Below are 13,900 nucleotides of genomic sequence, written 5' to 3'. Positions count from 1 at the left end.
CCCTTCGTAATAGAGCAGAGCTTGACGGCGCGCGACCGCCGCTCAATCCTCCGCCCACGCAACTTAAGGAGGGATGACATGGCCGATCTGTCCGCCGCCGAACCCGTCGCCAACACGAGCGACCCTTACAAGCGCGAGGCACAGATCTTTCCGAAGCTGACCCCCGAACAGATCGCCCGTGCCGAACCCTTCGGTAAGCGACAAACCCTCTCCAAGGGCGAGGCCGTCTTCACACGCGGCGAGCGGGGCGTCGACTGCTTCATTATCCTGAAGGGCTGCATCGAGATCGTCGACCCCGCCCACGGTGAGGAGCAGGTGATCACGGTTCATGGGGAGCGTAACTTCACCGGCGAACTCGACCTCTTCAACGACCGCAAGATCCTGGTCAGCGGGCGCATGGGGGAGGACGGCGAGGTCGTCAGGCTGAACCGCGCCCAACTGAAACGCATGCTGACGGCGGAGCCAGAGATCGGGGAGATCGTGACCCGGGCGCTGATCCTGCGGCGCATGGGCCTGATTCAGGAGACGCAGGGCGGCGTCGTTCTCGTCGGACCAAGGCGAAGCCGCGATACCCAGCGCCTGGAACGCTTTCTGCGGCGCAACGGCTACCCGGTTCGCAGCCTGGATATCGAGGGCGACGGGGAAGCCGCCGAATTCCTGAAGGAGCGAGGGTGGAACGAGACCCGCTTGCCGGCCGTTTTCGGTGTCCTGGCAGAGGGGCTGGAGAATCCCTCGAACCTGGAGCTGGCGAAACAGCTTGGGCTGTTCGAAGAGCCCGACGGATCGGAGGCCTGCGACGTGGTTGTGGTCGGGGCTGGTCCCTCGGGGCTGGCCGCCGCCGTCTATGCGGCCTCCGAGGGCCTTAGCACCCTGGTGCTGGAGTCCGAAGCGCCGGGCGGACAGGCCGCCACCAGTTCGAAGATCGAGAACTATCTGGGGTTTCCGACCGGCATCTCGGGACAGGCGCTGGCCGGGCGGGCCCAGGTGCAGGCGCAGAAGTTTGGCGCCGTCATCTCGGTTCCCCGCCGTGCGGCTTCGCTCGACTGCAGCAGCTACCCCTACGTCATCGCAACCGAAGACGGAGGACGCTTTAAGGCGCGCTCCGTCGTTATCGCCTCGGGCGCCACCTATCGCTCGCTCGATCTGGACAATCTGAGCGACTACGAGGGCTTCGGCATCCACTATGCGGCCACGGCGCTGGAGGCCGACCTCTGCGGCGGCGAGGAGGTGGTGGTGGTCGGTGGCGGCAACTCCGCCGGACAGGCCGCCGTGTTCCTGTCGAACCACGCGGCTCATGTGCACATACTGATCCGCAGCGGCGATCTGGCAGCCAGCATGTCTGACTATCTGGTCGGCCGGATCGACTCCTCGCCCCGAATCACCCTGCATCGCCACACGGAGATCACCGCCCTGAGCGGCGACCGCTACCTGGAGAGCATCACCTGGCGTAACCGACAGACCGGAGAGCAGGAGAGTCACTCCATCTCGAATCTCTTCCTGATGATCGGCGCCGTCCCGAACACCGGCTGGCTCGGCGATTGCGTCCTGCTCGACGAGAAGGGCTTCGTCTGCTGTGGGCCCGCGGTCGCCGACGACTGGGCCCTGGAGCGCCCGGCCGAACTGCTGGAAACCAGTCAGCCCGGCGTCTTCGCGGTCGGCGACGTTCGCGCGAATTCGGTCAAGCGCGTTGCCTCCGCCGTCGGCGAGGGCTCGATAGCCGTGCAGTTCCTGCATCGCGTTCTGGCGGAGATGGCCAGCGCGACCGGAACGGCGGAGCGCAAGGGCTAAGCACAGCCAATCATTCGTCGAAGACGATCAGCGTTCGGACCTCAATGCTCTCGCGCGGGGGCGCGTCTTTCGGCGTTTGCGGCAGATCGACCGCGCTATGCGGCGTGAAACGCGCGCGACCATCCTCGCGGCTGTCCCAGCTCTTGATCAGCAGAACCTCGTCCGGTGTCATCTGGGGCGCGTAGTACCAGCGCTGCTCCGGATGGTAGGCGAGGTGGTAGATCTCGCCGGTCCGCCCGGGAAAGACCTGATCCGTCGGGATCAGGTCCTCCGCCCGGACCGTGGCGGCATCGGCCAGGGCAAGGGGAGAGCGCTGCACAGGGCCACGGATCGGACGCCAGACATTGATCTGAGCCACCCGCCTACCGCTGCTCAGCAGCTTGTCCGCTTCCGCGACGCCGAGCAGATCGCGCAGCCGTTGCGGGCCGCTCTTGACGGTGTAGTCGACATGCACCCGCGTCGCCGGACCGCGCCGGCCGTCCGGATTGGCGGCGCCCGCCGGGTCGTCCGAACGGCGCGTACTGTCGAACAGGATCACCCGGCTAACGCCCAGTTCCCGGCGCAGCAGGGCCTCGATCTCCGGACCGTAGACCGTCTCGATCGCGGCATCGTCGTAGAAATCGGCCACAACGGTCGGCCGGTGCAACAGGGCGAAGCCCTGGCGATCCACGGACAGCCGTCGAGCCAGCGGCCGCAAGTCGGTCAAAGGTACCGAACGCTCCTCGGTTTCGAAGAAGAAACGAGGTGCACCGCCCGTCAGCGCGGCACTGTGAATTACCGGCTTCCGGCTTTGACGTCGAATGAAGTTGAGGGAACCGACGACGGCGCCCGACGCTTCGAGAGGGGCCGCTTCGTAGCGAACGGAAGGTAGGGGCTGTTCCATGCTGTCGCTCTCTCTTCGAAAGGCCGGCCAGCGCCGGTGAACCCTGTCGAGGTGGAGATATGGCCTTGCCGGAAAATTATGAATGGGCCGATTCAAGCAATCATTTGTGATTTCAAGGAACATATTCTACGGGTATCCGCAGCCGCTTGGCAGGGGCCGGGCCAGTTGATAGGTTCCGCCGCAACAACAAGCTTTTGGGAGGCTATAGTGAAGTACGCAAAGATTCTGGCTGCGACCGTCCTGCTGGCAGGAACGCCGGCCATGGCGCAGCAACAGCTGTCGATCGCAACGGGCGGCACCGGAGGAGTCTACTTCCCGATGGGCGGCGGACTGGCCGAGGTGATCAACAATCACGTCGAGGGCTACGCCGCCGTGGCCGAGGTCACCGGCGCCTCGGTGGAGAACATGGGGCTGATCGCGACCGGCGACAGCGACTTCGCGCTGGCCCTGGCCGACGTGGTCTTTCAAGGCTACACCGGCACCGGCCGGTTCGAGGGCAGCCAGCTGCCGATGACCCGGGCCGTGGCCTCGATGTACGCCAACATGATCCAGATTGTGACGCTGGAGGACAGCGGCATCACCTCCCTGGCGGATCTGGCCGGCAAGCGCGTCTCGGTCGGTGCTCCGGGCTCGGGCACGGAAGTCAATGCCCAGACGATCCTGAACGCCAACGGCATCACCTACGACGACATCGAGGAGCAGCGGCTGAACTTCAACGAGACGGCCGACGCCCTGAGGAACGGCGATATCGACGCCGGTTTCTGGTCGGTCGGCGCGCCGACCAGTTCGATCCTCAACCTGGCGACCACCAACTCCATCCGCCTCATTCCCTTGAGCGACGCGGAGCGGGAAGCGGCCCAGGCCGAGTCCGAGGTCATGGCCTCGGTGAACCTGCCGGGCGGCACCTACGAGGGTGTGGCCGACGACGTGCCGACGCTGGGCATTCCAAACGTTCTGGTGGTGTCTTCCGAGATGTCCGACGATCTGGCCTATGCCGTGACCAGCGCGATGTTCGAAAACGTGGAGGAGCTGCGGGCGGTGCATCCGGCGGCGAACCAGACCACGGTCGACTTCACGATCTCGGCTACGCCGGTGCCGCTACACCCCGGTGCGTTACGCTACTTCGAGGAGATCGGCGCCGAGATTCCCGACCGGCTGCGTCCGTGACAGGACTCGGGGCGGCGGCACTGGTCGCCGCCCTGATCGCCCTGCCGGCCTTGGCCGAAGGCGCCAAGGCCGACGTGCTGTCGGCGCGCTTGGCCGACGGGACGGAGATCGCCAGGCTGGAGGTGCCCGAGGGTAACGGCTGGTGCGTGGTCTGGCGCCACTCCGTCGACGGCTTCGAGGTCCAGGACTGCTACGAGAATCGCGGCGGCAGGATGGTGCTGGTGACGAGCCTTCAACCCGATTTCGCGGCCGGCCTGGGGCATATTCCTGGTCGCGGCGTCCAACGCTCCGACGGGCAGGGCGGTTACCTGATCGAAGGGCTCGACGAGCCGGTTCCCGGCAACGCCTACGTCCTGCGCCCCGGCGGCCCGAACGTGGACCACCGGCTGCGCACGGCGGATAGCGAGGTATCTCTCAGCCGCCTCGCGCCGCGCGCCCGCGTCACCCTCGCGCTGACGCCCGAGTAACAGAGACCTCCATGACAGACGCAGGCTCCGAAGGACTCCGCGCCACGGCGGCACACTCCCGTCTCGTCCTGCGGGTCATCGCGATCATCGGCATCGCGCTGTCGCTGTTCCAGCTCTACGGCGCCGGCATCCAGACCATCGGCCTTTTCTACCTGCGGCCGATCCATCTCGGTTTCATCCTTGTTCTCTGTTTTCTGATGTTCCCCGTCACGGGGCTCTATCGCCCTCGTGGCCTGGTCGGCTGGGCGATCGACGCGCCGCTGATCGCCTGCGGCGTCCTGGTCGGTCTCTGGGTGCCGCTCAACATCGACACCATCGCGACCGCCATCGTGCCGCGCCAAATCGATGTCACCATTGGAATCATCACGACCCTGGTGGTGCTGGAGGCCGCGCGCCGTGCCGTCGGCCTGGTCATGACTCTGATCGGCGGCGCAGCCCTGCTCTACGCCATGGCTGGACAACGCGGGGCCTTGCCCGGCTTCGGCGAGTGGCTGCCGGGCATCCTGGCTCACCGTGGCTACTCCATCGACCGCCTGTCGAGCCAAATGACGTTGGGCGCGGAGGGCATCTTCGGCCTGCCGCTCGGCGTTGCCGCCACCTTCGTCTTCGTCTTCGTACTGTTCGGCGCCTTCCTGGAGGTGACGGGGGCAGGGCGCTTCTTCATCGATCTCGCCTACGCCGCAACCGGACGCCAAAGGGGCGGGCCGGCGAAGGCCGCCGTCATCGCCTCCGCCGGCATGGGTTCGATCTCGGGTTCGGCCATCGCCAACGTCGTGACCACCGGCGCCTTCACGATTCCGCTGATGAAGCGGCTGGGCTACCGGCCCGCACAGGCCGGCGGGGTCGAGGCGGCGGCCTCGACCGGCGGGCAGATCATGCCGCCGCTGATGGGGGCGGGTGCGTTCCTCATGAGCGAGTTCACCCAGATCCCCTATCTGCAGATCGTTCTGGTCTCGATCTTTCCCGCCTTTCTCTATTTCGGGACGGTCTATCTGCTGGTGCACCTTGCCGCGGTGAAGCAGGGCATGCGCGGCCTGCCGGCCTCCGAGCTGATGCGGGTGCGCGAGGTGCTGGCCAGCGGCTGGCATTTCCTGGTGCCGCTGGTGGCCCTGGTCGGGCTGCTGATCTCCGGCTACTCGCCGCTGCGCGTCGGCTTCTACGCCATCATCGCCGTGGTCGCGGCGGCGGCGGGCAGGGCGCTTTGGGATTTCTTCGTCACGCGGCCGCGCGACGGGGAGGCGGCCAGTCTGGCCGGTTTCCAGGCGCTGCTCGGATCCGGCGCGCGACTGACGCTGCAGGCGCTGGAACTGGGCGCACGCAACGCCGTGGCGGTGTCGCTGGCCTGCGCGGTCGCGGGCATCATCGTGGGCGTGGTCGGCCTGACAGGCCTGGGCCTTAAGTTCTCCGCCATGATGATCGCCTTCTCCGGCGGGAACTTGCTGCTGGCCCTTGTCCTGGTGGCCATTGCCAGCCTGATCCTCGGCATGGGGCTGCCGGTGACGGCGGCCTACATCGTGCTGGTGATCCTGGTCGGACCGGCGCTGTCCGAAGAGTTCGGCGTAGCGATCCTGATCGCCCATCTCGTGGTCTTCTGGTACAGCCAGGACTCGAACGTGACGCCGCCGGTTGCTCTGGCCGGTTTCGCCGGCGCGGCCATCGCCGGGTCGAAACCCATGGCAACAGCCTTTCAGGCCTGGAAGTTCGCCAAGGGCCTCTACCTGATCCCGCTCTTCATGGTCTACAACGAGGCCATCATCCTGGGCGGACCCGTGCTGCTGCTGCTTTGGACGGGTTTGGTTGCGATCCTGGCGCTGATGGCCTTCGCCGCCGCACTCGAAGGCCATCTCTTCGCACCGCTTCAGCTCTGGCAACGCCTTCTACTCACCGGCGCCAGCGTGGCGCTCTTCTGGCCGAACCTGACGGCGGAGATCGCGGGTGCGGCCGTCACGGTCGCGCTGCTGGGGCTGAACTTTCTGGCGGCGCGGCGTTCGGGAGACCGGCAGGCAGACCAGGGTGCGTGAAATACCGAGCAGGTGAGCAGACTTCCCCGTGCCGAAAAGCGCACTGGCGGTGAGAGATCTACTCCGGCAAAGGCAAACGCTCTGGCGTCAAGACAGCCAGCCAATCGTTCAGAAACCGGCGTCGCTTATGGTCATCGAGATGGACCAGCAACGATGGGCTCAGCTGAATCTGCCGCAAGGGTCCGGTTTGACCGTCCGGTCCCAAAGAGCCGCTGATCGCCGGATGGACGGCGAGCATGTTGGACTGTTCCGCCAGAACCGACTGCCCGGCCCGGGAAATCAGGAAGTCCAGGAAGAGATGGGCTTCTTCGGGATTGACGGCCCGGGCGGAGATCAAAGCCGTGCGCGACAGAGCGAGAGTGACGTCCTGTGGCATGACCACACCGATAGCCGCGCCGCTTGCCAGCGCGTTCTGGGCATAGGACCCTAAAAGATTATACCCGATGAGATAGCGACCGCGGGCTATGTCGTGGAGCATCTGATTGGTGCAGCAACGCAGATCCACCTCCGCAGCGGCAAGGCTGGCGATCAGGGTCGAGAAGGTGCCCGACTGCAGCCCATCCTGGGTTGCCAGAAGATACCCGACGCCGCTGCCGAGAATGTCGTAAGTCGTCACCCGCCCCCGGTAGCGCTCGGGATCACGTCTCAGGGTCTGAATGAGATCGAAGCGGTTGCGAGGCACATCCGCCTGGGGGACCAGTTCGCGGTTGTAGACGATAACCGCCGGCTCGTAGGTGAAGGCGAAAAGTTGGTTGCGCCATCGTGCCCAGGCCGGCAGCTCGGCGCCGACCGGCGTCGCGTGCGTGGCCGCCAGCCCGTCGTTGACCAGCTTGACCTGTAGATCCATGGCCGACGAGAGCAGCAGGTCGGCCGTCGGTTCTCCGGCGGCCTCGGCCGCCGTCATCTCCGCGAAGACGGCGTTGGTGTTCATATCGACATAGTCGATGGTGATATCCGGATGCAGAACCTGAAAAGCTTTGATGAGGGGGCGCATCTGCGCCAAGTCGGTGGCGCTGTGGATCAGCAGGCGGCGATGATCCCCACCCGATGGGGCCGGAAACAGCTCTCGAAACGCCAGGGCGTCGTTCGAAAAAGCGAGCCCGGCCAGAAGGCCCAGCAGCAGGGCAGCGGTCGCGCGACCGTGCCGAACCGAGGCTGCTCGAACCCGCCCCGTTTCCGAGGACGGATCCGGGGCAAGGGGGCCGGCAACCGCGCCGCCGGCGCGCGGCAGACTGAGGCGTGCGGCGAGCCCGCCCAGTTCGGACTCACCTAGCGTCAACTCTCCGCCATGGGCCTTGGCCACTCGGCGAACGATGGCAAGCCCAAGACCAGATCCGGAGTTGCCGGCAGGGCGGTTGAACCGTTCGGTTACCGCGGCACGGCGTTCCGGCGCTATGCCCGGGCCGTCGTCGGCGACCTCGATCATCACCTCGCCCGGCGCATCCGGATCGGATGTCAGGCGAACCGCAATTCGCCCGCCAGGCCGGCCGTGGTTGAGCGCATTGTCGATGAGATTGCGGACAGCTTCCCGCAGCAGGATCGGATCGGCCGCCACGAGAGCACCGGTCGCTGCACCGTCGAAGCTGAGCTCCATGCCGCCGCGCAGGGCGAGAGGGGCGATGTCGCGCAATGAGTCGGGAAGCAGAAGGCTTAGATCCACCGGCTGCAATTCGATCAGTTCGGAACGGTGAGCGACGAAGGCGTGGGCCAGCAGTTGGTTAACCCGGCCGCTGGCCTGGTCGATAGTCTCAGTCAAGCGGGCATAGGTTTCCCCCTGGACGGCCGAGACGCCGGGCTGCCGCTGAGCCAGATCGATCTCTGCCTTGAGACTTGCCAGCGGCGTGCGCATCTGGTGGGCCGCATCGGCGATGAAGTCACGCATGCCGTCAAGCTGTTGACGGAGCCGCCCGGTGAAGCGGTTGAAGGCTTCGACGAGTTGTACCACCTCCGCCGGAATGCTCCCGGTCAAGGGACGCAGGTCTGTCGCCTCGCGCCCCAGCAGATCGGCTTCCAGTTTTCGCAAGGGGCGAAGGGTGGAACTGACGACCAGGCTGGCCAGAACAATTGCCAGTCCCATCACCACCAGGATAGGTACCACCGACCCCAGAGCCATCTGGCGTGCCAGCGCATCGCGGGTCAAACGGGTCTGCCCGACCTGCACCGTCGCCCAGCCTTGTAGCGCAGGATCGGCCAGCAGTCGGCCCATGCTGACGAAGCGAACCGTCTCGCCGCGATAGGCGCGGTCGGCGAAGCGGGGGGCCCCGGGACGATCGTTCAGACCGATGACCGGCAGATCGTCGTAACCGGTCGCAACCGAACCGTCGGGGGCCAGGACCCGGTAAAAGACCCGATCGTCTCTGGCCAGCGCGAGCATATCGAATGCGGCCACCGGCAGATCGACGGAGATGGCACCATCGACCACCGTGACTGCTTCCGCGATTGCCAAGGCCGCCCCGGCGAGCACTTGGTCGTAGGCCGTATCGGCAGCGCGCTGGCTATAGCTGAGCGCCGCAGTGAAGAGCACGACCGTTCCGGCAAGTGCGAGGACCAAGAGACGCAGGGTCAGTGACCGCCTGAGGGATCCACCGGGTTCGATCATGACGTCTCCGCGTCCGCCTCTATCAGATAACCCAGGCCGCGCAGGGTTCGGATTTCGATCCCCGCCTCAGCCTCGGCGAGACGACGGCGGAGACGACCGACGTAGACCTCCACCGCATTCAGCCCGGTCGCTTCATCGAAGTTGAACAGCTGGTCGGCGATCTCCTCCTTCGCCAGCACCTTGCCGGTGCCCGCCAGCAGAATCTCCAGAACCCGAAATTCCCGTTGCGGCAAGTCGAGCCGGCGCCCATCGACCCGAACGACGCAGGCGGCGCGATCCAGAGCGAGACGCCCGAGCCGGGTCTGGTTGACGGCCTCGCCCTGCACACGACGTAGAAGGGCTCGGATCCGCGCCTCCATCTCCTCGGCATCGAAAGGTTTGATGAGATAATCGTCGGCGCCGAGATCAAGAGCAGCAATGCGATCGCTGACGGCGGAGCGTGCGGTGACGACCAACACCGGAACCTTGTCTCCTTTGTTTCTGAGCCAAGCCAAAAGTTCCGTGCCGTCCAATCGGGTAGACCCAAGTCCAGCAGGATCAGATCGTAGCGCTGATACCGCAGCACCTCTCGTGCCTCCAAACCGGAGGCCAAGCAGTCTACGGCATGGCCCTGGCCGCGTAGTCGGGAAGTGACCGCTTGGGCGATCCGGGCGGCGTCTTCGACAACCAAAATGCGCATCGCTTACCCGACATCCTGAAAAGCGGACCTCCGGCGGCCCTAAGTTCGGTATGCCCCAACTCCAGCATGCCCCAACTCCAGCATGCGGTGACAGGTGAATGACAGGTTCTACCCATAAGATACGACGCACAGTCCGGCAATAAACCAAACGCTCGTTCAGCGCGAGCCGGACGCGTTGGAGCGGTTCGAATGGGAGGAAACGAGAGATGCGCACTGCATTTGCGGTGGCGGCTGTGCTTGCCGCACTGTCATGGACACCCGACGCAAAGGCTTTCGAGCCGGATCAGCCGACCTGTATCGCACCGGCCTCGCCGGGCGGCGGGTTCGATTTGACCTGCCGAATCGCGCAGAGGTCGCTGGAGGCCGTCGATCTCCTGCCTTCGCCGATGGAGGTGACCTTCATGCCGGGCGGCATCGGTGCCGTGGCCTATGCGCACATGAACTCCAGCCGGATCGACGATCCCGACACCATCGTCGCCTTCTCGAGTGGTTCCACGCTCAACATCGCGCAGGGCAAGTTCGGCGTCGGCCTGGACGAAACCGATGCTCGCTGGCTCGCCACCGTGGGCGCGGATTTCGGCGCCATCGTCGTGCGTGCCGATTCCGAGTTCCAGACGCTCGATGACCTGTTGGAGGCGGTGCAGAACGACCCCTCAGGACTGGTGTTCGGCGCCGGCGGCTCGATCGGCAGCCAGGACTGGATGAAGGCCGCCTTGCTGGTTGGGTCGGTCGGTGTCGATCCGCGGGAACTGCGCTACGTCGCCTACGAAGGCGGCGGCGAGTCGAAGGCAGCCTTGCTCGGCGGTCATATCGACGTCTTCCCGGGCGACGTCTCGAAATGACGGGGGAACTGGAAACGGGGACGATGCGGATCCTGGCGGTTCTTGCGCCCGAGCGGTTGCCGGAGCCCTTCGCCGAATTCCCGACGGCTCAGGAGCTGGGCTATGATGTCGAATGGACGATCTTCCGCGGCTTCTACATGGGGCAGGAAGCCTCGGACGAGGCTTACGATTGGTGGGTATCGCAGTTCGAGGCTCTCTACCAGAGCCCGGAGTTCCAGAAAGTCAGGGCAGAGCAGGGGCTCTTCGAATTCAATCTCGCGGGAGAGCCGCTCGACGCCTACGTCCGGGAGTCGGTGGTCGAAATGCGTGAACTCGCCCGTTCGACCGGTCTGATCGAGTAATGGGCAGCACCTGGTGGGACCGCGCCCTCGGCGCGGTCCTTCTGATCGTAGCCCTCTCCTTCATCGTTGCCGCCGTCCGGCTTCAGGTGCCGTTCCAGTACGAGCCCCTGGGGCCGAAGGCCTTTCCCGTCATTCTGGGAGCGCTGCTAGCGATCTGCGGTGCAGTGCTGGCGTTCCGCCCCGACAGCATTGCCTGGTTCGACAACCGGGCTGCCGCAGGGCGCGTGCTTGCCGGTGCGCTACTGCTCTGCGTCTATGCTGCTCTGTTCGAGCTGCTGGGCTTCATTCTCTCGACGGCTTTGGTCGTCGCGGCAATGAGCCGCCTGTTCGGCCTCTCCGTTCTGCCGGCTGCTCTCTATGGAGTTTTGCTGGCGGTGGTCGCCTATTTCGGAGCCGGCGAGGGCATGGGACTGAATCTGCCCGCCGGCGAGCTGTTCGCAGGGTAGGTCGATGGACATCCTGGCTTTGCTGGCTCAGGGCTTTGCCGTCGCCCTGAGCCCACTCAACATCGGCCTGCTGTTGTTGGGCTGCTTCTTCGGCACCCTGGTCGGTTCTCTGCCGGGGATCGGGCCGATCAACGGGGTCGCGATCCTGCTGCCCTTGGCCTATTCGATCGGTCTGCCACCGGAATCGGCCATCATCCTGCTCGCGGGCGTCTACTACGGGGCCGAATACGGCGGCCGCATCTCCTCAATCCTACTGAACGTACCGGGCGATGCCAGTGCGGTTATGACCACACTCGACGGTCACCCCATGGCCAAAAGAGGGGAGGCGAGTCGCGCCCTCGCGTTGTCGGCTCTGGCGTCCTTCATCGGCGGCACGGCGGCCCTGATCATGATGACGGTTTTCGCGCCGTTGCTGGGACGCGTCGCCGTCGGGTTCGGTCCGCAGGACTACGTCGCGCTGATGGTCTTCGCCTTTGCCTGCCTGGCCACGTTGGTCGGCTCCCGGCCGCTGAAGACGCTGATCGGCGTTCTGATTGGCCTGATGCTGGCGATGATCGGGATCGACAGCGCAACGGGCGTGATGCGCTTTACCTTCGGGATCCCCAACCTCTTCGACGGCGTGGAGTTCCTGGTGGTGGTGATCGGCCTCTTCGCGGTCAGCGAGGCGCTCTTGATGCTCGAAGCCTGGCCTGGCCGTAAGCTGTCGGAGACGCCGGTGGCCAAGGGTGCCGTCCGTCTTGCCGAGATCTTCCGTTATCGCTGGCTGCTACTCCGCGCTTCGGTGCTCGGCTTCTTCATCGGCGTGCTGCCCGGCACCGGCGCTTCGATCGCCTCGGCTGTCGCCTACGGTGTAGAAAAGCGCCTGGCCCAGGGCGACGACGCACAGTTCGGCAAGGGCGACCCACGGGGGTTGGTGGCTCCAGAAGGGGCGAACAATGCCGCTGCCGCCGGCGCGATGGTGCCGATGCTGACTCTGGGGATTCCGGGCAGCGGGACCACCGCGATCCTGCTTGGTGCCCTGCTGCTGTTCAACGTGACCCCCGGGCCGTTGATGTTCGAGCAGCGACCCGAAATCGCCTGGGGTCTGATCGCGTCGATGTATCTCGGCAACGTCGCCTTGCTGGTCCTGAACCTGCCGCTGGTCGGCCTCTTCGCTCGGCTGCTGTCGGTGCCGCCAGCCTATCTGGTGCCTTTGATGGTGGTGTTGACCTTCATCGGCGTATTCTCGCTGTTCGGCGCGACCTTCGATCTGTTCCTCATGATCCTGCTCGGCTTCTTCGGCTATTTGCTGCGCAAAATGGGCTTCTCCCTGGCGCCGGTGATCCTGGGACTGGTGCTGGGCGCTTTGCTGGAAACCAATCTGCGGCGCGCCCTGTCGATCAGCGATGGAGACTGGTCGATCTTGGTCAGCACACCGACTGGACTTGTCTTCTGGATCGCCGCAGCTCTCGTCGCGCTCAGCCCCTTGCTTATGAAGCGCTTCGCGACGGGTCGCCGGGCCCCGTCACCGCTCACCAAGGAGGACGAGTGAGCATGTCGGAGATGACGTCCGAAACGCCCGGCGCCCGCTTGCGCAAGACGGTAGAAGCCCGCCAAGCCTTTCTGGTCCCCGGCGTCATGAACGCCCTCGCGGCTCGGGTGGCGGACGATCTGGGTTTCGAAGCGCTTTACGTCACGGGGGCAGGGGTCACCAACGCCTATCTGGGGCTACCCGACGCGGCCTTTCTCGGCTTGACCGACCTCGTCGGTCACGTGGCGGCAATACGAGAAGTGACCGACCGGCCGTTGATCGTCGATGCCGACACCGGCTTCGGCAACGCCGTCAACGTCTGGCACAGCGTTCGGCGGTTGGAGCGGGCTGGAGCCAACGCAATCCAGCTCGAGGACCAGGCGGCCCCCAAGCGCTGCGGACACTTCGAGGGCAAGTCGGTCGTAGAGGCGTCGGAGATGGTCGAGAAAGTGCGCGCCGCCTGCGAAGCCCGGTCCAGCAGCGACCTGCTGATCGTCGCGCGCACCGACGCCTATGCGACCGAGGGACTGGAGGCCGCGCTGACTCGGGCGGAACGCTACATCGCCGCCGGTGCCGACATCACCTTCGTGGAGGCACCCCGACAGGTCGAAGAAATCGCGGAGATCGTCCGGCGGCTCCCGGTTCCGCAGCTCGTGAACCTGGTCATCGGCGGCAAGACCCCGCCGATCCCACAGGCCATATTGCAAGAGCTCGGCGTCGGCATGGTGCTCTACGCGAACGCGGCCTTGCAGGGCGCCATCGCCGGCATGCAACAGGCACTGTCGACATTACAGGCCGAGGGCCGCATGACCGAAGCCGACGGCCTGGTCGCCAGCTTCACCGAACGGCAGCGCCTCGTCGGCAAACCGCTGCTCGACGGGCTGGAGGCCCGCTACGCGGTGAGGGAGGATGGTGCGGCCTAGGTGGGTCGGGTCGACGCTCGACCGCCACGGCTGCCATTTATCGCATAATATATATTATGGTGAAATATCGGTGGGGCTCTGACATTGCCTCGCTGCTGTAGGAGGATTTAATTGTCTGAACTGGGACAGCAAAAGCTGAACTGAGTTTTCCCCAACACATTCGGGCGTCCCAGGCTATACCGACGTAAAGCCTCTTTGGCGTCACGCTTACGTCCGCCGCTGACCATATCGCGG

12 protein-coding genes and 1 pseudogene are annotated in these 13,900 nt (G+C 65.4%); 9 read left to right on the top strand and 4 right to left on the bottom strand.

Going from position 1 to position 13,900, the window contains the following annotated elements; genetic code table 11:
• The first annotated feature begins 78 nt into the window (after window positions 1-78).
• Window positions 79-1,788: an FAD-dependent oxidoreductase gene (locus ACO054_RS07180; protein ID WP_421709753.1), complete on the top strand. Its 1,710-nt coding sequence runs from the start codon at window positions 79-81 to the stop codon at window positions 1,786-1,788.
• Between the two features lie 10 nt (window positions 1,789-1,798).
• On the opposite strand, the gene ACO054_RS07175 is transcribed toward ACO054_RS07180, so the two are convergent.
• Window positions 1,799-2,671, bottom strand: a complete 873-nt coding sequence (locus tag ACO054_RS07175) for a CmcJ/NvfI family oxidoreductase (RefSeq protein ID WP_421709752.1) — start codon at window positions 2,669-2,671, stop codon at window positions 1,799-1,801.
• Window positions 2,672-2,878: 207 nt separating this feature from the next.
• Here ACO054_RS07175 and ACO054_RS07170 point away from each other — a divergent pair, with 207 nt between their 5' ends.
• From ACO054_RS07170 to ACO054_RS07160, 3 genes are read left to right on the top strand one after another with little or no spacing between them, the layout of a single operon-like run.
• Complete coding sequence (locus ACO054_RS07170; protein ID WP_421709751.1) at window positions 2,879-3,838, top strand: TAXI family TRAP transporter solute-binding subunit; 960 nt, start codon at window positions 2,879-2,881, stop codon at window positions 3,836-3,838.
• Complete coding sequence (locus ACO054_RS07165; protein WP_421709750.1) at window positions 3,835-4,305, top strand: DUF1850 domain-containing protein; 471 nt, start codon at window positions 3,835-3,837, stop codon at window positions 4,303-4,305. Before ACO054_RS07170 ends, ACO054_RS07165 begins: the two co-directional genes overlap by 4 nt.
• An 11-nt stretch (window positions 4,306-4,316) precedes the next feature.
• Window positions 4,317-6,326 (top strand): TRAP transporter permease, encoded by a 2,010-nt coding sequence (locus tag ACO054_RS07160; protein ID WP_421709749.1) that lies wholly within the window; start codon window positions 4,317-4,319, stop codon window positions 6,324-6,326.
• 58 nt (window positions 6,327-6,384) lie between these two features.
• Here ACO054_RS07160 and ACO054_RS07155 read toward each other — a convergent pair whose 3' ends face one another.
• From ACO054_RS07155 to ACO054_RS07145, 3 genes and pseudogenes are all read right to left on the bottom strand, one after another.
• The gene (locus tag ACO054_RS07155; protein WP_421709748.1) at window positions 6,385-8,925 is read right to left on the bottom strand and encodes an extracellular solute-binding protein; all 2,541 of its coding nucleotides are present in this window, start codon (window positions 8,923-8,925) and stop codon (window positions 6,385-6,387) included.
• Window positions 8,922-9,284, bottom strand: a complete 363-nt coding sequence (locus ACO054_RS07150; RefSeq protein WP_421710344.1) for a winged helix-turn-helix domain-containing protein — start codon at window positions 9,282-9,284, stop codon at window positions 8,922-8,924. The genes ACO054_RS07155 and ACO054_RS07150 overlap by 4 nt, the downstream gene beginning before the upstream one ends.
• A 42-nt stretch (window positions 9,285-9,326) precedes the next feature.
• A pseudogene (locus tag ACO054_RS07145) lies at window positions 9,327-9,604 on the bottom strand (response regulator transcription factor); the annotation flags it as partial.
• Window positions 9,605-9,810: 206 nt separating this feature from the next.
• Here ACO054_RS07145 and ACO054_RS07140 point away from each other — a divergent pair.
• The 5 genes from ACO054_RS07140 to ACO054_RS07120 are packed head-to-tail and all read left to right on the top strand — an operon-like array spanning window position 9,811 to window position 13,666.
• Entirely contained in the window at window positions 9,811-10,446 is a 636-nt protein-coding gene (locus ACO054_RS07140; protein ID WP_421709747.1) for a tripartite tricarboxylate transporter substrate-binding protein, read from the top strand.
• Window positions 10,443-10,787: a hypothetical protein gene (locus ACO054_RS07135; protein ID WP_421709746.1), complete on the top strand. Its 345-nt coding sequence runs from the start codon at window positions 10,443-10,445 to the stop codon at window positions 10,785-10,787. Before ACO054_RS07140 ends, ACO054_RS07135 begins: the two co-directional genes overlap by 4 nt.
• Window positions 10,787-11,233 carry a tripartite tricarboxylate transporter TctB family protein gene (locus tag ACO054_RS07130; RefSeq protein ID WP_421709745.1) on the top strand — a complete coding sequence of 149 codons (447 nt, stop codon included), beginning with the start codon at window positions 10,787-10,789 and terminating at the stop codon, window positions 11,231-11,233. Before ACO054_RS07135 ends, ACO054_RS07130 begins: the two co-directional genes overlap by 1 nt.
• Window positions 11,234-11,237: 4 nt before the next feature.
• Window positions 11,238-12,764, top strand: coding sequence for a tripartite tricarboxylate transporter permease (locus ACO054_RS07125; protein ID WP_421709744.1), 1,527 nt, complete (start codon window positions 11,238-11,240; stop codon window positions 12,762-12,764).
• 2 nt (window positions 12,765-12,766) lie between these two features.
• Window positions 12,767-13,666, top strand: coding sequence for an isocitrate lyase/PEP mutase family protein (locus ACO054_RS07120; protein ID WP_421709743.1), 900 nt, complete (start codon window positions 12,767-12,769; stop codon window positions 13,664-13,666).
• The last annotated feature ends 234 nt before the right edge of the window (window positions 13,667-13,900 follow it).

It is taken from the genome of Algihabitans sp. (assembly GCF_965226985.1).
Lineage (GTDB): Bacteria > Pseudomonadota > Alphaproteobacteria > Kiloniellales > DSM-21159 > Algihabitans.
This window is presented reverse-complemented; position numbering and strand designations above follow the sequence as displayed.

Excerpts from the sequence above, each read along its gene's own strand:
- ACO054_RS07180 (WP_421709753.1), top strand. The coding sequence starts at position 79 with ATGGCCGATCTGTCCGCCGCCGAACCCGTCGCCAACACGAGCGACCCT.
- ACO054_RS07175 (WP_421709752.1), bottom strand. The coding sequence starts at position 2,671 with ATGGAACAGCCCCTACCTTCCGTTCGCTACGAAGCGGCCCCTCTCGAA.
- ACO054_RS07160 (WP_421709749.1), top strand. The coding sequence starts at position 4,317 with ATGACAGACGCAGGCTCCGAAGGACTCCGCGCCACGGCGGCACACTCC.
- ACO054_RS07155 (WP_421709748.1), bottom strand. The coding sequence starts at position 8,925 with ATGATCGAACCCGGTGGATCCCTCAGGCGGTCACTGACCCTGCGTCTC.
- ACO054_RS07150 (WP_421710344.1), bottom strand. The coding sequence starts at position 9,284 with ATGGAGGCGCGGATCCGAGCCCTTCTACGTCGTGTGCAGGGCGAGGCC.
- ACO054_RS07140 (WP_421709747.1), top strand. The coding sequence starts at position 9,811 with ATGCGCACTGCATTTGCGGTGGCGGCTGTGCTTGCCGCACTGTCATGG.
- ACO054_RS07135 (WP_421709746.1), top strand. The coding sequence starts at position 10,443 with ATGACGGGGGAACTGGAAACGGGGACGATGCGGATCCTGGCGGTTCTT.
- ACO054_RS07130 (WP_421709745.1), top strand. The coding sequence starts at position 10,787 with ATGGGCAGCACCTGGTGGGACCGCGCCCTCGGCGCGGTCCTTCTGATC.
- ACO054_RS07125 (WP_421709744.1), top strand. The coding sequence starts at position 11,238 with ATGGACATCCTGGCTTTGCTGGCTCAGGGCTTTGCCGTCGCCCTGAGC.
- ACO054_RS07120 (WP_421709743.1), top strand. The coding sequence starts at position 12,767 with ATGTCGGAGATGACGTCCGAAACGCCCGGCGCCCGCTTGCGCAAGACG.